General features: G+C 70.6%; 15 protein-coding genes. 8 read left to right on the forward strand and 7 right to left on the reverse strand.

What is annotated here, in order from left to right; all coding sequences use genetic code 11:
- Positions 1-14 precede the first annotated feature (14 nt).
- Complete coding sequence (locus MUY22_RS25560) at positions 15-359, forward strand: DUF3817 domain-containing protein (protein ID WP_247063289.1); 345 nt, start codon at positions 15-17, stop codon at positions 357-359.
- Positions 360-422: 63 nt separating this feature from the next.
- On the opposite strand, the gene MUY22_RS25565 is transcribed toward MUY22_RS25560, so the two are convergent.
- Together MUY22_RS25565 and MUY22_RS25570 are read right to left on the reverse strand one after the other, a co-directional pair.
- Positions 423-2,039: a cation acetate symporter gene (locus MUY22_RS25565; protein WP_247063290.1), complete on the reverse strand. Its 1,617-nt coding sequence runs from the start codon at positions 2,037-2,039 to the stop codon at positions 423-425.
- A complete protein-coding gene (locus tag MUY22_RS25570) occupies positions 2,036-2,482 on the reverse strand; it encodes a DUF485 domain-containing protein (protein WP_247063291.1) in 447 nt (148 codons plus the stop codon). The genes MUY22_RS25565 and MUY22_RS25570 overlap by 4 nt, the downstream gene beginning before the upstream one ends.
- Before the next feature lie 1,006 nt (positions 2,483-3,488).
- Between MUY22_RS25570 and MUY22_RS25575 the strand changes: the two genes are divergently transcribed.
- Genes MUY22_RS25575 through MUY22_RS25590 form a run of 4 tightly spaced genes read left to right on the forward strand, consistent with a single transcriptional unit; the run spans position 3,489 to position 9,900 of the window.
- Positions 3,489-8,138 carry a nitrate- and nitrite sensing domain-containing protein gene (locus MUY22_RS25575; protein WP_371827683.1) on the forward strand — a complete coding sequence of 1,550 codons (4,650 nt, stop codon included), beginning with the start codon at positions 3,489-3,491 and terminating at the stop codon, positions 8,136-8,138.
- Positions 8,135-8,587 (forward strand): roadblock/LC7 domain-containing protein, encoded by a 453-nt coding sequence (locus tag MUY22_RS25580; RefSeq protein ID WP_247063292.1) that lies wholly within the window; start codon positions 8,135-8,137, stop codon positions 8,585-8,587. Before MUY22_RS25575 ends, MUY22_RS25580 begins: the two co-directional genes overlap by 4 nt.
- Positions 8,588-8,594: 7 nt before the next feature.
- Positions 8,595-9,308, forward strand: coding sequence for a DUF742 domain-containing protein (locus tag MUY22_RS25585; protein ID WP_247063293.1), 714 nt, complete (start codon positions 8,595-8,597; stop codon positions 9,306-9,308).
- A 28-nt stretch (positions 9,309-9,336) separates the two neighbouring features.
- Positions 9,337-9,900: an ATP/GTP-binding protein gene (locus tag MUY22_RS25590; RefSeq protein ID WP_247063294.1), complete on the forward strand. Its 564-nt coding sequence runs from the start codon at positions 9,337-9,339 to the stop codon at positions 9,898-9,900.
- Positions 9,901-9,965: 65 nt separating this feature from the next.
- Here MUY22_RS25590 and MUY22_RS25595 read toward each other — a convergent pair whose 3' ends face one another.
- Both MUY22_RS25595 and MUY22_RS25600 read right to left on the reverse strand, forming a co-directional pair.
- Positions 9,966-10,604, reverse strand: a complete 639-nt coding sequence (locus tag MUY22_RS25595; RefSeq protein ID WP_247063295.1) for a DUF899 domain-containing protein — start codon at positions 10,602-10,604, stop codon at positions 9,966-9,968.
- A gap of 54 nt (positions 10,605-10,658) precedes the next feature.
- Positions 10,659-11,003, reverse strand: a complete 345-nt coding sequence (locus MUY22_RS25600) for a helix-turn-helix transcriptional regulator (protein ID WP_247063296.1) — start codon at positions 11,001-11,003, stop codon at positions 10,659-10,661.
- Between the two features lie 137 nt (positions 11,004-11,140).
- Here MUY22_RS25600 and icmF point away from each other — a divergent pair, with 137 nt between their 5' ends.
- A complete protein-coding gene (icmF, locus tag MUY22_RS25605) occupies positions 11,141-14,374 on the forward strand; it encodes a fused isobutyryl-CoA mutase/GTPase IcmF (RefSeq protein WP_247063297.1) in 3,234 nt (1,077 codons plus the stop codon).
- A 9-nt stretch (positions 14,375-14,383) separates the two neighbouring features.
- Here icmF and MUY22_RS25610 read toward each other — a convergent pair whose 3' ends face one another.
- Positions 14,384-15,088: a class I SAM-dependent methyltransferase gene (locus tag MUY22_RS25610; RefSeq protein WP_247063298.1), complete on the reverse strand. Its 705-nt coding sequence runs from the start codon at positions 15,086-15,088 to the stop codon at positions 14,384-14,386.
- A gap of 107 nt (positions 15,089-15,195) precedes the next feature.
- Between MUY22_RS25610 and MUY22_RS25615 the strand changes: the two genes are divergently transcribed.
- Together MUY22_RS25615 and MUY22_RS25620 are read left to right on the forward strand one after the other, a co-directional pair.
- Positions 15,196-16,026: an LLM class F420-dependent oxidoreductase gene (locus MUY22_RS25615; protein ID WP_247063299.1), complete on the forward strand. Its 831-nt coding sequence runs from the start codon at positions 15,196-15,198 to the stop codon at positions 16,024-16,026.
- Positions 16,027-16,072: 46 nt separating this feature from the next.
- Positions 16,073-17,065: a TIGR03557 family F420-dependent LLM class oxidoreductase gene (locus MUY22_RS25620; protein ID WP_247063301.1), complete on the forward strand. Its 993-nt coding sequence runs from the start codon at positions 16,073-16,075 to the stop codon at positions 17,063-17,065.
- 4 nt (positions 17,066-17,069) lie between these two features.
- On the opposite strand, the gene MUY22_RS25625 is transcribed toward MUY22_RS25620, so the two are convergent.
- Together MUY22_RS25625 and kstR are read right to left on the reverse strand one after the other, a co-directional pair.
- Complete coding sequence (locus MUY22_RS25625) at positions 17,070-17,702, reverse strand: maleylpyruvate isomerase family mycothiol-dependent enzyme (protein ID WP_247063305.1); 633 nt, start codon at positions 17,700-17,702, stop codon at positions 17,070-17,072.
- On the reverse strand, positions 17,699-18,331 hold the full coding sequence (kstR, locus tag MUY22_RS25630; RefSeq protein WP_247063307.1) for a cholesterol catabolism transcriptional regulator KstR: 633 nt from the start codon (positions 18,329-18,331) through the stop codon (positions 17,699-17,701). The genes MUY22_RS25625 and kstR overlap by 4 nt, the downstream gene beginning before the upstream one ends.
- Positions 18,332-18,365: the final 34 nt, after the last annotated feature.

Here is an 18,365-nt window from a genome sequence, read left to right on the forward strand (position 1 = left end):
GTGAGGACGTCCCGATGACCACCCGCACCGACGGCGCCGCGCAGACCGCGGTCCCGCTCACCGGCCCCCTGGTCCGGTTCCGCACCGCCGCCTACGTCACCGGCGTCGGCCTGCTCGGCCTGTGCTTCGTGATGGTGCTGCGCTACGGCTTCGACAACCCGACGCCGTCCGCGGTGTACTCGCCGATCCACGGCGTGCTGTACATGATCTACCTGGTGCTGACCATCGACCTGGCCATCAAGGCCCGCTGGTCGATCAAGGGCACCGTGCTGGTGCTGCTGGCCGGTTGCGTCCCGTTCGTCTCGTTCCTCGTGGAGCGCAAGGTGACGCACAAGGTCAAGGCCGGCCAGAAGCTGTAACCGGCCGCGGACGGCCTGCGCGTGACGCAGGCCGCCCGGGTCGCCGTCGAACGGCTCAGCGGCTCAGCTGCCGATGCCGGTCAGGGACCGGACTTCCATCTCGGCGTGCTTCTCCGCGTTCGCCTTCGGCTTGCCGACCAGCGTGCCGACGATGCCGCAGAGGAACGAGAACGGGATCGAGACCAGGCCCGGGTTCTTCAGCGGGAACCAGGCGAAGTCGACGCCCTTGAGGATCGAGTCGGGGGCGCCCGACACGACCGGCGAGAAGACCACCAGGAGCAGGCACGCGGTCAGGCCGCCGTAGATGCCCCACAGCGTGCCGGTGGTGTTGAACCGCTTCCAGAACAACGAGAACAGCAGCGTCGACAGGTTCGCCGACGCCGCGACCGCGAAGGCCAGCGCCACCAGGAACGCGATGTTCTGCCCGTTGGCCAGCACCCCGCCGACGATGGCCAGCGCGCCGACCACGATCGCGGTCAGCCGGGCCACCCGGACCTCGTCGGCCGGTTCGGCCTTGCCGCGCTTGAAGATGTTCGCGTAGACGTCGTGGGCGAACGAGGCCGACGCGGTGATCGTCAGCCCGGCGACCACGGCCAGGATCGTCGCGAACGCGACCGCGGCGATGATGCCGAGCAGCAGCGTCCCGCCGACGTGCAGGGCCAGCAGCGGCGCCGCCGAGTTCTCGCCGCCCGGGGCGCCCTTGATCTCGTCCGCGCCGACCAGCGCGGCCGCGCCGAAGCCGATCACCAGCGTGCACAGGTAGAACACGAACATGCACGCCGTCGCCCAGACGACGCTTCGTCGCGCTTCGCGCGAGTTCGGCACGGTGTAGAAGCGCATCAGCACGTGCGGCAGGGCCGCCGCGCCGAGGACCAGCGCCAGCGCCAGGGACACGAAGTCGAGCTTGGTGGTGCCGTTCTTGCCGTACGAGCCGCCCGGCTCGAGGAGCTTGTCGCCGAGCGGGCTGTTCTCGGCCGCCGAGGACAGCAGGTTCGAGAACCCGAAGCCGAACTTGCCGAACAGGAACACCGTCAGCAGCACGCCGCACATCAGCAGGATGGTCGCCTTGATGATCTGCACCCACGTGGTGCCCTTCATCCCGCCGACCAGCACGTACAGCACCATGATCAGGCCGACGACGCCGATCACCAGCGCCTGGCCGAGCTTGGAGTGCACGTTGAGCAGCAGCGCCACCAGGCCACCGGCGCCCGCCATCTGCGCCAGCATGTAGAAGAACGAGATGACCAGGGTCGACGTCGCCGCCGCGGCGCGGACCGGGCGCTGCTTCATCCGGAAGCTCAGGACGTCGCCCATCGTGAACCGGCCGGTGTTGCGCAGCAGTTCCGCGATGAGCAGCAGGTCCACCAGCCACGCGACGAGGAACCCGATCGAGTAGAGGAAGCCGTCGTAGCCGTGGATCGCGATGGCGCCGGCGATGCCGAGGAACGACGCCGCCGACAGGAAGTCGCCCGACAGCGCGATGCCGTTCTGACGGCCGGTGAACGCGCTGCCCGCGGCGTAGTAGTCCGACGTCGAGGAGTTCCGGGAGCTGGCCCGGTAGACGACGTACAGCGTGATCGCCACGAACAGGGCGAACACGGCGGTGTTGACGATCGGGTCGCTGGCGGGCACCCCCGCGGCGAGCACGGTCACGGCCGTCGGCGCGGTCGGTGTCGTCATCGGGGCGTCCCTTCGGTCAGGCCTTCGCGGGCCCTCAGCTCGGCCACCCGCGGGTCGAGCTGGGTGCGGGCGTAGCGCAGGTAGAGCCACGTGACGAGCGCGGTGCTGGCGAACTGGCCGATGCCGAGCAGGATGCCGACGTTGACCTGGCCGAACACCTTGGCGCTCATGAAGTCGTGCGCGTAGGCGGCCAGCAGCACGTAGGTCATGTACCAGGCGAAGAAGGCCAGGCTCATCGGGAAGACGAACCCGCGGAACCGCCGGCGCAGGGCGGTGAACTCGCGCCCGGCCTGGATTCCGGCGTAGTCGGGACCCGAGCGGGGACGGGACTGGCGGTGCTGGCCGTGCCGGCCATCGGACGGGTGATCCCCGGTGAACAGGGCCGGCATCTGGCCGGTCTCTTCCAGGGCGTTGCCCGTCGCGGGGCGCGCGACGTCGTACATGGGTTGCCTCCGGCAGAAAGCCTTCCGTGGCGGCGGGGCTGCTGGCCCTGCGAGCAGGGCACCGGGCCGCCCTTGCGGACTGCGAAGCGCACATCGTAACTACGCCGTCCGGCTGCCCGAAAAGGCGCCGGGTCGTTTGCGGGTCACCGCGACGCGGTATTCGTTTTCTTGTCGAAAATGTCGAAACCCGGACTTCGTCGAGTTCGCGGACGGGTTACCCACAATGAGGAAAGAATTGTGACGCCGCGCTGTCCTACTTAGCGGTAGCCGGGGCAAATGGGCTAACCGTGCTGGACAGTCGTCAAGACGTGTCACCTGGAGTAGTCAAGAGGGTCCGGGGTCGCCTCGGAGAGGGTCCCCCCGGTGCGGGCGTGGCGGAGAAGATCCACTGGTCAGCCACGCTCCCGAATGGAATCACCAGGTCGAGCGACGGTCGGCCGGAATGCCACAACATCGGGCACACATTGAGACTTGACCCACTCGATGGGGGTACGGAGTGTAGATCGTCCGAGGGAACTTGGGCGGCCAGGTGGGCTAATCGGGTGACGGCCGGACGCTCACAACGGCCGCGTCCGGTAACCGGAATTCCCTCTTCCGCCCCCGGCCGTGCAGAATGAGTCGGCCCACTACCGGGCCGGAAAGTACTTTTCGCAGGTCAGGGCCCGAACCGGGAACACAATTGACCGGCCGGGCCGCGGGGGTACGATTCTTTGGCCCAGCTGACCGCAGCGATCCGATTGGCACCGATTAAGTTGATCTCGACGACCGTGCAGACCGCAACTTGCGCCGTGCACGTGCAGAGTCCCGGGAACGGGACGCCGGGACGGTGCTCGCTGCGCGCGGCCGGAGGGGCAGCCGGGGACGTGCGAGGGGGCCCGGGGAGCGGCTGGGCGGTGGCGGCACGACCGCCCGCCGGAACGCCGCGAGCCGGGACGCCGTGCGGCCGACGCGGATCCATGACGCCGGACAGGGAGTCACTCACGTGACCGTTGCAGGAGAAGGTCAGGTGCCCGTCGGGGAACTGCTCGGCCGAGCACCCCGGCGGTCGAAGGGGAAGGCCGTCTTGCAGGCGCTCGTGCGCTGGCGCGACTGGAGCCTCCCCGTCAAGCTTTCGGCCGTCACCGTCGTGCCCATCGTCCTCGCGATGGTGCTCGGCATCACGACGATCGCCGGCCAGGTCGGCCGCTCGGACGACTACCAGCGGCTCGACCGGCTCGTCGCGCTCGGCGTCCAGGTGCGCGTGCTCACCAGCGCGCTGCAACAGGAACGCACGGTCACCGCGGCGATGCTGACCGACGGCACCGTCGGCGGCACGCCCGAGCTGGCGACGGCCCGCAAGGCGACCGACGCCGCGGTCGGCCCGTTCACCGACGCGCAGGCCCGCGGGTCCGCCATCGAGCCCGGCGTGGCCGGGGCGGCGGGCGCGGCCACCGCGCAGGTCAACAACCTCGACTTCCTCCGCCGTCAGGTCGACGGCGGTCAGCTCGACCCGGGCCAGGCCGTCACCGCGTACTCGGGGGTCACCGGCGCGCTGATCGGCCTCGACACCGCGGCCACCGCCGGTGCCGGCGACGGCACCCTCGGCGGCACGCCCGCCGGGCTGCACGAGCTGCTCGTCGCGGGCGAGCAGGTGTCGCTCAGCCAGGCGATGGTGTCCTACGGCATCAACCGCGGCGCGCTCTCGCCGAGCGAGCTGGCCACCCTCCGCGCCGCCGAGCTGCGGCTGGCCGACCGGCTCGTCGACTTCCGGGCCGCGGCGGGCGACGCGCTGCAGCGCGACTTCTCGGCGATCGCCGAGGGCACCGACGCGCAGAGCCGCGCCCGGATGGTCGAGTCCGTGCTCGGCGCGCAGCCCGACTCCGCGCGGGCCGCCTTCCGCGCCCTCTCCGCGACCGACTGGAACATCGCGTCCACGGCGATGCGGGCGCAGATCGCCCAGGTCGCCGACCGGCTCGGCACGCAGGCGTCGGACACGTCGTCGTCGATGGTCGAGGAGGCCAGCAGCGGCGCGGGCCTGCTCGCGGTGCTGCTGTTCGCCGCGCTGGTGCTCGCCGTCGCGGTCGTCTTCCTCATCACCCGCCAGCTGCTGCGCTCGCTGAAGGTGCTGCGCCGCAGCGCGCTCGACGTCGCCGAGACCGCGCTGCCCGAAGCCGTCCGCAACATCCAGGAGGGCCGCGCGCAGGGCACGGACGTCACGCCGGTGCCGATCCGCACCGACGACGAGGTCGGCGAAGTGGCGCGCGCCTTCGACAAGGTGCACCACCAGGCGCTGCGGCTGGCGACCGAGCAGGCCGCGATGCGCACCGGCTATGGCAGCGTGTTCGTCAACCTGTCCCGGCGCAGCCAGAGCCTGGTGCAGCGGCAGCTGCAGCTGATCGAGCAGCTCGAGCGCGACGAAGAGGACGCCGACCAGCTGGCGACGCTGTTCCAGCTCGACCACCTCGCCACCCGCATGCGGCGCAACAACGAGAACCTGATGGTCCTCTCCGGCGCGGAGCCGGGCCGCCGCTCCGGCAAGCCGGTCGGCACCACCGACATGCTCCGCGCCGCGGTGTCGGAGATCGAGCAGTACCAACGGGTCCAGGTGCAGCCGCCGCCCCCGGCGCGGATCGTCGGGTACGCCGCGAGCGACCTGATGCGCCTGGTCGCCGAGCTGCTGGACAACGCGACCGCGTTCTCCGCGCCGGAGACGTCGGTGACGGTGGCGTCGCGGCTGGGCGACGACGGTTCGCTCAACATCGACATCCTCGACAAGGGCATCGGCATGAACGAGGCCGAGGTCACCGAGGCGAACACCCGGCTGACCGAGGCCGGGTCGGTCGACCTGGCGACGTCCCGCCGGATGGGCCTGTTCGTGGTCGGCCGGCTGGCCAGCCGGCACCGGATCGGGGTGTCGCTGCACGGCGGCAAGGACATCGTCGGCGTCCGGGCCACCGTCGTCATCCCGGCGGAGCTGGTGATGCCGGTGACCGACGGTCCGCTGACCGGCCGGATCGGCACGGTGCAGCAGTCGCCCCTGGGTTCGGCCGGCATGCTGCCGCGCCGTCAGGTCAACGGCAGCTCCCGCCCGCAGCCGGTCGTCCCGCAGCAGCCGCCGATGGGGGAGGAGCGGTGGCCGTCGGCCAGCGACCTCGCCGGGCTGGCCAACGGGCACGGCCCCGGCGCCGAGCGGCCGCCGACGGACCTGGAGATCTCGGGCACGGACCTGTTCGCCCCGATCCCGAAGGACGACCCGGCCCCGCCGCCGCGGCCGACCCTGCCGCCGGTGCCCGCGGTGCTGCCGGTGCCGCAGCCGCCGCGCCACGACGACCTGCCCTCGGGCAAGGACCTGTTCTCCGCCAACGAGACCACGCTCAGCGACTGGTGGCGGCACGCGACCGGGAAGCCGTCCCCGGCAGCCAAGCCCGCACCCGCCCCGGCGCCGGACCGCTCCGAGACGACGCCGATCTTCGACGAGATGCTGTCCGCGTGGTTCCGCGAGGACAAGCCCGCTGAGAAGACAGCCACTGAGAAGCCGGCCGCCGAGAAGACCGCCGGCAAGCCGGTGCCGGCCGTTGCGGCACCGGTAGTCGACGAGGAGGCCGTCGCCGACGAGGAAACGGCGCCCGAAGAGGAGCCGGCCGCCGAGCCGGAGGGCCGCAGCTGGGACTTCGCGAGCGACGAAGAGTTCCGCACGGTCCAGGCGGTCACGAAGGCCGAGCCGACGGCGTTCACCGACGCGGGCCTCCCGCGCCGCCGCCGCGGCGAGCAGCTCATGCCGGGCAGCGCGACCTCCAGCCCGGCGGCCTTCGCCTCACCGGCCCCGGCGGGCTCGGACCTCCCGGTCCGTGACCCGGCGGACGTCCGCGGCCGCTTGAGCAGCTTCCAGCAGGGCGTGACCCGAGGCCGCCAGGAAGCCCGCGAAGCCGCGGCGGCCCAGGGCGCGGAGACGGGCAGCGAGCAGCAGGACGCGCTGTCACAGGTGGACGCCCAGCCCGACGCTCAGCCGGGTCGCCAGAACGGCTTGCCGCAGGTGGGCGAGAACGGGTCGTCGCAGGCGGAGCAGTGGTCGGGTCAGCCGGCCGGACTGCCTCAGGCGGGCGAAGACGAGTCGTACGGCTCGCTCGAGCCGGACGAGCAGCAGCCGGCCGAGTCGAACGGTCTGCCGCAGCAGGGGCAGCAGTGGTCGAGCCGGTCGAACGGGCAGCAGCAGTCCGGTCAGCAGAACGGCCAGCAGCAGCCGGGCCAGCAGCCGAACGGTCAGCAGCAGCCGAACGGCCTGCCGCAGTCCGGTCAGCAGAACGGCCTGCCGCAGCCAGGTCAGCAGCAGTCGAACGGACAGCCGCAGTCTGGTCAGCAGAACGGTCTCTCGCAGCCCGGTCAGCAGCCGAACGGTCTGCCGCAGCCGAACCAGGTGAACGACCTGCGACAGCCGGGTCAGCAACCGAGCCAGCAGCAGCCGGGAGGGCAGCAACCTGGCCAGCGGCAGCCGGGCGGGCAGCCCGATCCCCAGCAGCCGGGCCGGCCGTCCGCGGCGCGGTATTCCGGTGGGCCGCAGCCGGTCCAGCCGTCGGCGTTCCACCAGTTCGGCGGGCAGCAGCCGGGTCAGCAGGCCGAGCAGCAGCAGTCCGACGAGCCGCAGTTCCCGCAGACCGGTGGACCGCAGTCCCCGCAGTCTGACGAAACCCGGTTCCCGTTGTCCGACGGGCCGCAGTTCCCGCCGTCGGAGGGAACCCAGTTCCCGCTGTCCAATGGGCCGGAAGCGGGGCCCTACCCCGGTTCCCGGCCGTCGGCGCCGCAGCGGGCGGCCTTTCAGCCGCCCGATGGGCAGCCCGGCGACCCGTCCCGGCCGGGGGCTTACCAGCCCGGCGGGCAGCAGGCGTTCCGGCCGCCCTCGGCCTACCAGCAGCCCGGCGACCGGCAATCCCGGCCGTCGGGGCCGCACCAGCCTGGTGGGCCGCAGGCGTACCGGCAGCCCGGGTCCGGGCAGTTCTCCCTGCCGCGGCAGTTCGGCGGGCAGCCGCCGATGCCGCCGCAGCCGGGGTCCGGCCATCCGTTCCAGGAGCAGCCGCCGGGGGCCTACCGGCAGCCGTCGGCCTTCCCGCAGCCCGGACAACACCCGAGCCGGCCCGGACAGCAGCAACCCGGGCAACAGCAACCCAGTCAGCAGCAACCCGGGCAGCAACAACCGGGCCAGCAACAACCGGGCCAGCAACAACCGGGCCAGCGGCCAGACCAGCAGGAGCTGCCCCAGCAGGGCGGACACCCCGCCTTCCAGGACCAGCCGCCCCCGGTGCTGCCGACCCGGCGGCCCGGCCCGGCGCACGAGCCGGCCGAGCCGGCCGACGAGACTCCGACGCCCCGCCGGGAAGACGCCGCCCTGGAGGCGACGGCGGAGTGGAACTTCGGCTCGGACGAAGGCTGGCGGACCGTGCAAGCGGTGTCCCAGTCGGCGCCCGCCACGTTCACTTCGGCAGGATTGCCCCGGCGCCGCCGCGGGGAGCAGCTGCTCCCGGGCAGCGCCGCACCGCCCACCGGGGCCGCTGCCCCCCGACCACAACGCGACGCACACGACGTGCGCGGTCGCCTGCGCAGTTTCCAGCAGGGCATCGAGCGCGGACGCCACCGCAACGCTCGGGCGACCGAGACGAACCACGAGACACTGGAGGGTGAATGACCTCGCCGAGTAGCGCTCAGCCGACGCAGAATCAGTTCGGCTGGCTGGTCAACGACTTCGCCGAGCGAGTACCCGGCGTGGCGCACGCGGTGGTCGTCTCGGCGGACGGCCTGCTGCTGTCCGCGTCGAACCGGCTTCCGCTCGACCGGGCCGACCAGCTCGCCGCGGTCGCGTCGGGACTGGTCAGCCTGACTCAGGGCGCCGCACGGTGCTTCGAGGCCGGCGCGGTGAACGAGACGGTGGTGGAGATGGAGCTGGGGATCATGGTGCTGATGTCGATCAGCGACGGATCATGCCTGGCCGTGCTCGCCGCCCCCAACTGCGACATCGGCCAGGTCGCGTACGAAATGACGATGCTCGTCGACCGGGTCGGCCAGATCCTGACCCCGGAGCTGCGCGCCCAGCTCCAGGGTTCGGGTGGGTCCCTGATCGGCGAACCGGTGGGATGATGGCGCGATGAGCACGGGGTCCGGATCTGCCGGCGAACCCCCGGAGGCGGAGGCCCCCGGTCATGGAGGCGACGGCACTTTTGCCGACGTCTTCAACGGGTTCTCCCTGGATTCCGGCCGTGCCCGCCGGAAGCGCAAGAAGGGCAAGGAGTCCCCGCCACCCCCGGCCGCCGGTGCGCACGCGGCCGCGGAACCGCCGGCGCCACCAGCGCCGTCGGCCGACCAAGGAGATCGAGTGACCTCTTTAGTCTCTCCACCCGGCAGTACCGACTCGGACGGCCCCCGACCAGGGGGTTTGTTCGATCCGGGCCCACCCAGCGGCGAGTTCGTGATGCCCGCGGTGTTCGAGCAGGCGCCCTCTCCCGAGGATCAGACGGCGATTGTCCGGCCCTACGCGTTGACCGGCGGACGCACTCGGGCAAACTACGCCCTGGAGCTGGAGACATTGGTCTCCGCGAGGGACTACGCTACCGGTGGCTTCCCCGAGGTTGCCGCGGAGCAGATCGAGTGCGTCTCGATCATGGAAGAGTGCCGGACCCCCCGTTCGGTCGCCGAGATCGTGTCGGTGATGCGGCTGCCTCTGGGCGTGGCCCGGGTGCTGATCAGCGACGCGGCGGACGCGGGGCTGGTCACGGTGCACAAGACGATAACGGGCAATGACGGCGCCGAGGCACATCTGGTGTTGATGGAAAGGGTTTTGAGTGGACTCCGTCGGCTTTAAGGCACCGCGGGAAACCGCGCCCCCGACCATGACATCCGCCAAGATCGTGGTGGCGGGCGGCTTCGGCGCGGGGAAGACGACGTTCGTCGGGTCGGTGTCGGAGATCGTTCCGCTCACCACCGAGGCGATGATGACCGACGCGAGCCGCGGCATCGACAACCTCGACCAGACGCCGAACAAGTCGACGACCACCGTCGCGATGGACTTCGGCCGGGTGTCGCTGGACGCGGACCTGATCCTCTACCTGTTCGGCACGCCCGGGCAGCAGCGGTTCTGGTTCATGTGGGACGACCTGGTCCGCGGCGCCATCGGCGCGGTGATCCTGGCCGACACCCGCAGGCTGGCGGACTCGTTCGCGCCGATCGACTTCTTCGAGGACCGCGGTCTGCCCTACATCGTCGGCGTGAACACGTTCGACGGCGTACTGGAGCACGACATCAACGACGTCCGCGAGGCGCTGTCGATCGACCCGAACATCCCGATCGTCCGCTGTGACGCCCGGGACCGGGAGTCGACGAAGCAGACGTTGATCACGCTGGTCGAGTACGCGATGCGGCAGTGGATCGCGCTGCGGGCGGCCAACGCGCGCTGACGCCGTCAGGGCCCGGGGGAGTGCCCCGGGCCCGGCGTCGTGGCGCTGAAGCGCGCCCGCAACTCTCAGTATTCGTCGTGGCGGCGCCACCAGGAGCTGGGCGCGTCGTCGCCGCGGCTCTCTTCTTCCCAGGCCTCCTGCCGGCCGAGCGGGGTGACGTCGAGGTAGCTGTGCGACGCCAGGAACACCTCGCCGCCGCGGCCGGTGGTGAAGTACGTGCGGAAGACGTCGTCGCCCTCGCGCAGGAAGACGCTGACGCCGAAGCCCGCGCCGACCCCGCAGTCCTCGGTGAAGCTCGTGCCGTGTGCGGACACCCACGGCACGTCCCAGCCCATGCGCGTCCGGTACCGCTCGATCTCGGGCAGCGTCGCGGGCGCGACCACCTTGAACGTGACGTCGCGGGCGTGCAGGTGCGCCAGGTGCGGCAGGTTGTCGACCAGCAGCGAGCAGCCCGGGCAGCCCGCTTCGTCGCCCGGGTGCAGCATGAAGTGGTAGACGATCAGCTGGCGGCGGCCCTCGAAGAGGTCGAGCAGGCTGACCTTCCCGTCGGCGCCGTCGAAGGGGTAGGTCGCGTCGAAGCGGACCATCGGCAGTCGGCGGCGTTCGGCGGCGAGGGCGTCGGCCGCCTTCATGTGCTCCTTCTCCTTGACCAGGAGCGCGTCGCGCGCGGCCTGCCATTCCTGCGGGGAGACGATCGCGGTCATCGGGTTTCCTCTCGTCGGGTGGGGAAAGCGAAGGTGACGGCGCACCCGCTCGGGTCAGGCACTGCCGGCTCCTCGCTGCAGTTCTCGCAGGTGCTCGTCGAGGCGGTCGAAGCCGCCCTCCCAGAACCGGCGGTAGGCGGCCACCCAGTCGGCGACGTCCTCCAGGGGTTTCCCCTCCAGCCGGCAGGGCCGCCACTGGCGGGTGCGGCCGCGGGTGATCAGCCCGGCTTGCTCCAGCACCTTCAGGTGCCGGGACACCGCGGGCAGGCTCATCGGCAGCGGCCCGGCGAGCTCGTTGACCGTCGCCTCGCCGGAGGAAAGCCGGGCGAGGATGGCGCGCCGCGTCGGGTCGGCGAGCGCCGAGAACGTGCGGCTCAGGTGATCGGTGGCAGTCGTCATTTCAGCACCTTGTTAATTAACGGATTGGTTAAATATAGCGCCTAGCAGCACTCTGTCAAGGTTTTCCCGGACGTGCTGAGAGCTGCGTCACTTGTCGTCGGGTTTCCAATAGTAGGAAGTCCAAGTATTTTGGGAGGATGAGCAGTGAGCTGTACCGCCCCGCGCACCCCGTCCGGTTCGTCACGGCGTCGAGCCTGTTCGACGGCCACGACGCGTCGATCAACATCATGCGGCGGATCCTGCAGTCGCAGGGTGCGGAGGTCGTGCACCTCGGCCACAACCGGTCGGTCGACGAGGTGGCCACCGCCGCCATCGCCGAGGACGTCCAGGGTGTCGCCATCTCGGCCTACCAGGGCGGGCACGTCGAGTACTTCTCGTACCTGGTCGAGCTGCTGCGCGAGCGCGGCGCCGGCCACATCAAGGTCTTCGGCGGCGGCGGCGGGGTGATCGTGCGCGAGGAGATCGACCTGCTCCACTCGCGCGGCGTCGCCCGGATCTTCTCGCCCGAAGACGGCTACGAGATGGGCCTGCCGGGCATGATCAACATGATGATCAAGGCCTGCGACGTCGATCTGGCGGCCGACGGCCCGGCCCTCGACAAGGTCCTGTCCGGCGACGTCGCCGCGCTCTCCCGCGTCATCACGCAGCTGCAGGCCGAGCGCCTGGCCGGCGACGTGCTGAGCGGGATCACCGAAGCCGCGGCCAAGCGGGAGGTGCCAGTCCTCGGCATCACCGGCACCGGCGGCTCGGGCAAGTCGTCGCTCACCGACGAGCTGATCCGGCGCTTCCGGCTGGACCAAGAGGACAAGCTGCGGATCGCGGTGCTCGCGGTCGACCCGTCGCGGCGCAAGGGCGGCGGCGCGCTGCTCGGCGACCGCATCCGGATGAACTGCCTCGACGGCTCCCCGGTGTACTTCCGCTCGCTAGCCACCCGGACGACGTCCGGCGAGATCCCGGCCGGCCTGAGCGAGTCCATCCTGGCGTGCAAGGCCGCCGGGTTCGACCTGGTGATCGTCGAGACGCCCGGCATCGGCCAGGGAGACGCCGGGATCGTCGACTTCGTGGACCAGTCGCTGTACGTGATGACGCCGGAGTTCGGCGCCGCGTCGCAGCTGGAGAAGATCGACATGCTCGACTTCGCCGACGTCGTCGCGATCAACAAGTTCGAGCGCCGCGGCGCCGAGGACGCCCGCCGTGACGTCGCCCGCCAGCTGGTGCGCAACCGCGAGGCGTTCGAGTCCGGCCCGGACGACATGCCGGTGTACGGCACGAGCGCGGCGAAGTTCAACGACGACGGCGTCACCGCGCTGTACCAGCAGCTGCGTGGCCTGCTCGCCGAGCGCGGCCTGACCGTCTCGGCCGGGACGTTGCCGCAGGTCGAAGGCAAGGTGTCGACGGACGCGAGCACGGTCATCCCGGGCACCAGGGCTCGCTACCTGGCCGACATCGCCGAGACCGTCCGCGGGTACCACGCGACGACGGAGAAGCAGGTCGCGGCGATCCGCAAGCACGAAGCGCTGACGACCGCCCGCGAAGAACTGTCCAAGGTGGACGCGTCGACCGACGCCCTCGACGGGCTGCTCGCCACCGCGAAGTCCGATGTGGACGGCGAAGCGACCCAGCTGCTCGAACGCTTCCGCGCGCTGGCCGAGGACTACCGCCAGGACGAGCTGGTCGTGAAGATCCGCGACAAGGAGCTGCGCACCCAGCTGTGGCGCGACACGCTGTCCGGCAACCGCGTCCCGCGCGTCGCCCTGCCGCGGTACGCCGAGTCGGGCGAGCTGCTGTCCTTCCTGCGCCGGGAGAACCTGCCCGGCTACTTCCCTTACACCGCCGGAGTTTTCCCGTTCAAGCGCGACGGTGAGGACCCGGCGCGGATGTTCGCCGGCGAGGGTGACGCGTTCCGCACCAACCGCCGGTTCAAGATGCTCTCGGCCGACTCCGAGGCCAAGCGCCTCTCGACCGCGTTCGACTCGGTGACGCTCTACGGCCACGACCCGCACACCCGCCCCGACATCTACGGCAAGGTCGGCACGTCGGGCGTGTCCATCGCGACGCTCGAAGACATGAAGGTCCTCTACGACGGCTTCGACCTGACCGCGCCGAACACGTCGGTGTCGATGACGATCAACGGCCCGGCGCCGACGATCCTGGCCTACTTCCTCAACACCGCGATCGACCAGCGCGTCGAGGCGTTCAAGGCCGAGCACGGGCGCGAGCCGTCCGAGGACGAGGCCGCCGAGCTGCGCGAGTGGGCGCTGAAGAACGTGCGCGGCACGGTGCAGGCCGACATCCTCAAGGAGGACCAGGGCCAGAACACCTGCATCTTCTCCACCGAGTTCAGCCTCCGGATGATGGCCGACATCCAGGAGTGGTTCATCGGACACGGCGTCCGCAACTTCTACTCGGTGTCGATCTCCGGCTACCACATCGCCGAGGCCGGGGCGAACCCGATCTCGCAGCTGGCGTTCACGCTGTCCAACGGCTTCACCTACGTCGAGTCGTACCTGGCGCGCGGCATGGACATCAACGACTTCGCACCGAACCTGTCGTTCTTCTTCTCCAACGGCATGGACGCCGAGTACACGGTGCTCGGCCGGGTGGCGCGGCGGATCTGGGCCGTGGCCATGAAGGAGCGCTACGGCGCGAACGAGCGGTCGCAGAAGCTCAAGTACCACGTGCAGACGTCCGGGCGGTCGCTGCACGCGCAGGAGATGAGCTTCAACGACATCCGCACCACGCTGCAGGCGCTGTGCGCGCTCTACGACAACGCGAACTCACTGCACACCAACGCGTTCGACGAGGCGGTCACGACGCCGTCGGAGTCGTCGGTGCGCCGCGCGATGGCCATCCAGATGATCATCAACAAGGAGTGGGGCCTGTCGAAGAACGAGAACCCGCTGCAGGGTTCGTTCGTCGTCGACGAGCTGACCGACCTGGTCGAGGAAGCGGTGCTGGTCGAGTTCGACCGCATCTCCGAGCGTGGCGGCGTGCTCGGCGCGATGGAGACCGGTTACCAGCGCGGCAAGATCCAGGACGAGTCGATCCTGTACGAGCGCAAGAAGCACGACGGCTCGCTGCCGATCATCGGCGTCAACACGTTCCGCAACCCGCGTGCGGGCGAGGACGACATCGAGGTCGAGCTGGCCCGCGCGACCGAGGACGAGAAGAAGTCCCAGCTGGACCGGCTGTCGGACTTCCAGCACCGCCACAAGGAAGACGCCCAGCAGGCCCTCAAGGCCCTGCGCGAGGCGGCCACCCGCGGCGGCAACCTGTTCGGCGTCCTGATGGACGCGGCCCGCGTCTGTTCGCTGGGCCAGATCACGGAAGCGTTCTTCGAGGTCGGCGGCCAGTACCGCCGCAACGTCTAGCACCCGGGGTCAGCCGCGCACCGCCGTCAGCTGCCAGACCGGTACCAGTACCCGCCCGTCCGCGTCGGTGTCCAGGGTGGCCAGTGCGGACGTGTCGGCCGAGGGGTCGAGGAACGCCTGGACGCTGGCCTGCAGCTCCCGCGCGTCGAACGCTGTTGTGTAGACGGCGGGTTCGAGCCGCTCGATCGTCCAGTCCTTGCCGACGGTCTCGCGCAGGTTGGCCTCGCTGATCAGGTACGGCGCCGGGAACGCGTTCGGCACCTCCTGGGAGAAGCAGAAGAGGTGCAGCCGCGCGCCGGGCCGGGTCGCGCGGGTCAGCGCGGCCAGGTACGCGCGCCGCGCGTCCTCGTTCAGGCAGTGGTAGAGCGCGCTGTCGAGCACCGTGTCGAAGCGGCCTTCGTAGCCTTCGAGCTTCGTCGCGTCGGCCACGGCGAAGGTCACTCCCGGGGCGCGGGTGCGGGCCTGCTCGACGGCCGACGGCGCGCCATCCAATCCGGTGACGCTCAGCCCGCGCGAAGCGAGGAACCCGGAGTTGTCGCCGAGCCCGCAGCCGATGTCGAGCACCTCGCCGGTGAACCCGCCGGCGTCGGCCAGCGCGACCACCAGCGGCTGCGGCGCGCCGAGGTCCCACGGCATCTTCCGCCCGATCGGGGTGGCGCCGCGGTAGGCCTGCTCGAAGTCGAGATCTTCGGCGCTCGTGCCCGGATTCGTCATCCTTGCCCCCTTATTCAACGTATGATGAGATAACCCCATCGTGCGACGGTCGGTGGCCGGCTGTCAACCCGGGGAATACGGCGGCGGAGCGAGGGGTAGTCGTTGGTATGAAATTCGGGATCTCGACGTTCGTGACCGACGAGGGCATCCGGCCGGACGTGCTGGGCGCCGCACTGGAAGAACGCGGCTTCGACTCGCTGTTCCTGGCCGAGCACTCGCACATCCCCACGAGCCGGGAAAGTCCGTACCCGGCGCCGGGCGGGCTGCCGGAGAAGTACAAGCGCACGCTCGACCCGTTCGTGGCGCTCACCGCGGCCGCCACCGCGACGTCCGAGCTGCTGCTCGGCACCGGCATCGCGCTGCTGATCCAGCGTGACGTGATCCACACCGCCAAGGAGGTCGCCTCCCTCGACCTGATCTCCGACGGCCGCGTGCTGTTCGGCGTCGGCGTCGGCTGGAACCGCGAGGAGATGGCCAACCACGGCACCGATCCGAAGACCCGCGGCGCGCTGATCGACGAGCAGCTGGCCGCGCTCAAGGAGATCTGGACGAAGGACGAGGCCGAGTTCCACGGCAAGTACGTCGACTTCGATCCGATCTTCGCCTGGCCCAAGCCGGTGCACAAGCCGCACCCGCCGATCTACATCGGCGGCGAGAGCGAGGCCGCGATCCAGCGGCTGATCAAGTACGGCGACGGCTGGCTGCTGCGCGGGAACCTGCACTTCGACGAGGCCAAGAAGGTGCGCGAGCGGCTGAACGCCGAAGGCCGTGAGGACGTCCAGTTCGCTGTCTTCGGCGGCGACCCGAAGGCCAAGGTGATCGACGGCTTCCGCGACGCGGGCACCGAGCGCTACACGTTCATGCTGGAGACCATGCCGGAGGCCGAGACGCTCAAGGCGCTCGACGAGCTCGCCGAGGTGGCGGCGGCGCACCGGTGATCGTGGTTCGATGGCGGGAGGGATTCGAAGTGAAGGAGCAGGACGCGTGAGTGAAGTGCAAATCGGTCTCGCCGCGGCGCTGGAGCAGTTCTCGCCGCGGGAGTCGATCCGGCTGGCGAAGGCGGCCGAGGAGCAGGGGTTCTCCGGCCAGATGGCCGCCGACCACTTCCAGCCGTGGGTGCCCCAGCAGGGTGAGGCCTCGTTCGTGTGGAGCGTGCTGGCGTCGCTGGCCGAGAACACGACCGGTGACCTCGGCCCGGGCGTGACGTGCCCGTCGTTCCGGCTGCACCCGGCGATGGTGGCGCAGGCCGCGGCCACCCTCGAGGCGACCTACCCGGGCCGGACCTGGCTGGGCATCGGGTCCGGCGAGGCCCTCAACGAGCACATCGTCGGCGGCTACTGGCCGGAGGCCCCGGAGCGGGTCCGGCGGATGTTCGAGGCCCTCGAGATCATCCGGAAGCTGTTCACCGGCAAGGACGTCAAGCACTCGGGCGAGTTCTTCAAGCTGCACAACACGCGCTTGTGGACGCTGCCCGACGGCCCGCCGCCGCCCATCTACATCGCCTCCGCGGGGCCGTACACCTCCCGCAAGACCGGTGAGCTGGCCGACGGCCTGATCACGCCCGGCGCGTCCATCGACAAGCTGGCCGGCATCGTGGACAACTTCAACCAGGGCGCGAAGAAGGCCGGCAAGGACCCGGACTCGATGCCGAAGCTGCTGCAGGTGCACCTGTCGTGGGCCGAGGACGACGAGACGGCCTGGGCCAACGCCCTGGACCAGTGGCCCAACGGCGGCATGAAGTTCCCGAAGGCCGACGTCCGCTCGCCGTTCGACTTCGCGCAGATGGCGAAGCTGGTGCGGCGCGAGGACTTCGAGGGCCGCATGGTCGTCTCGAGCGACCCGGACGTGCACCGCGCGGCGCTGCAGAAGTACGTCGACGCCGGCTTCAACCGGATCTACATCCACAACGTGGGCCGCAACCAAGACGAGTTCCTGAGCACCTTCGGCAAGGAAGTCCTCCCGAAGCTCAACGCTTAGCGGCTCAGCGGGCGTCCCCGCTCCGGGGGCGCCCGCCCGGCCACGGGCCCAGCTCCGGCAGGTCGCCGGTGAGGCCGTCGCCGGTGTCCCTTCCGGACAGCCACGCGGCGAGCGCGCGCGGCGGCCCGGTGACGATCGCGTCGTGCGGCAGGCGCTCCTTGAGAAAGTCCACGGCGTGCTCGCAGAAGTCGCCCGGCCAGTCGGCCGGCGTCGCGGCTCCGACGTCGACGGCGTGGATCCAGACCTCCCGCCAGCGCGCGAACACCGTGCTGGACAGCTTGCCGTCGCGGTAGTTCACCGGCTGGTCCCAGTCGGCGACGCGGCTCCAGGCGACTTCCAGCCGTTCGGAGTGCTCGCGCAGGGCGTTCCGGTGTCCGTCGGCGGTCCGGCCCGCGGTCGCCTCGATGATGCCGTCGCGGTCGTGCGTCGCCGGGTCGTACAGCGGGATCAGCACCCCGCGCACGGCGTGCTCCACCAGGTCCGCCAGCGCGCGCCCGGCGTCCGTGACGTGGGCCAGGACGTGCCCGCGCGTCCACCCGGGCAACGCCGTGGGTGCGCCGACGTCGGCGTCGGTCAGGCCGCCAAGGGCACGGAGGAGGTGGCGGTGCGCGTCGGCGACCCCCGCCGTCGGGATCACTTGTCGAGCAGCAGGTGGACCGACAGTTCGAGGCGGTTCGCGACGTCGGCGGCCGACGCGCGGCGGGTCACCCAGGCCACCAGGTTCGCCATCCAGACGTCCGCGACGACGTGGAAGATGTCGCGGTCGGCCTCGGTCGGGTCGGTGATGCCCATCGCCTGGGCGAACATGTTCTCCATCAGCAGGCCGACCTGCTCCACCTCGGCCGCGGCGGACGTGTCGGCGAACATGAACGCGCGCACCATCGCCTCGGTGAGGTGCGGGTCGCGCTGCATCAGCCGCGTGTTGCGGCCCAGCACGAACATCAGCCGCTCGGCCGGCGTCTCACCCGGGATGGCTTGGCGCTCCAGCTTTTCCTGCGCCCGCTCGAACTCGCGCGCCAGCCCGGAGACGAGCAGGTGGATCTTCGACGGGAAGTACCGGTAGAGCGTGCCGAGGGCGACGTCCGCCTTCTCCGCGACGGCCCGCATCTGGACGGCGTCGTAGCCGCCCTTCGAGGCCAGGGCGAGGGTCGCGTCGATGATCCGGCGACGGCGGTCGCGCTGGGCGGCCGAACCGAGCTCGTCGGCGCCGATCGCGCTCAGCCCGTTACCGCGCGCCTTGGTCGGTGCCTTGGCTTTGCCGGGCATCGGCTTCCCCCGTCCTTCGGAACTTGTTCCAGTT

It is taken from the genome of Amycolatopsis sp. WQ 127309 (assembly GCF_023023025.1).
Taxonomy (GTDB): Bacteria; Actinomycetota; Actinomycetes; order Mycobacteriales; family Pseudonocardiaceae; genus Amycolatopsis.

What these genes read in the sequence shown, in the direction of transcription:
- icmF (WP_247063297.1), top strand. Translation starts at nt 11,141, where the DNA reads ATGAGCAGTGAGCTGTACCGCCCCGCGCACCCCGTCCGGTTCGTCACG.
- MUY22_RS25585 (WP_247063293.1), top strand. Translation starts at nt 8,595, where the DNA reads ATGAGCACGGGGTCCGGATCTGCCGGCGAACCCCCGGAGGCGGAGGCC.
- MUY22_RS25580 (WP_247063292.1), top strand. Translation starts at nt 8,135, where the DNA reads ATGACCTCGCCGAGTAGCGCTCAGCCGACGCAGAATCAGTTCGGCTGG.
- kstR (WP_247063307.1), bottom strand. Translation starts at nt 18,331, where the DNA reads ATGCCCGGCAAAGCCAAGGCACCGACCAAGGCGCGCGGTAACGGGCTG.
- MUY22_RS25560 (WP_247063289.1), top strand. Translation starts at nt 15, where the DNA reads ATGACCACCCGCACCGACGGCGCCGCGCAGACCGCGGTCCCGCTCACC.
- MUY22_RS25570 (WP_247063291.1), bottom strand. Translation starts at nt 2,482, where the DNA reads ATGTACGACGTCGCGCGCCCCGCGACGGGCAACGCCCTGGAAGAGACC.
- MUY22_RS25565 (WP_247063290.1), bottom strand. Translation starts at nt 2,039, where the DNA reads ATGACGACACCGACCGCGCCGACGGCCGTGACCGTGCTCGCCGCGGGG.
- MUY22_RS25600 (WP_247063296.1), bottom strand. Translation starts at nt 11,003, where the DNA reads ATGACGACTGCCACCGATCACCTGAGCCGCACGTTCTCGGCGCTCGCC.
- MUY22_RS25610 (WP_247063298.1), bottom strand. Translation starts at nt 15,088, where the DNA reads ATGACGAATCCGGGCACGAGCGCCGAAGATCTCGACTTCGAGCAGGCC.
- MUY22_RS25615 (WP_247063299.1), top strand. Translation starts at nt 15,196, where the DNA reads ATGAAATTCGGGATCTCGACGTTCGTGACCGACGAGGGCATCCGGCCG.
- MUY22_RS25590 (WP_247063294.1), top strand. Translation starts at nt 9,337, where the DNA reads ATGACATCCGCCAAGATCGTGGTGGCGGGCGGCTTCGGCGCGGGGAAG.
- MUY22_RS25595 (WP_247063295.1), bottom strand. Translation starts at nt 10,604, where the DNA reads ATGACCGCGATCGTCTCCCCGCAGGAATGGCAGGCCGCGCGCGACGCG.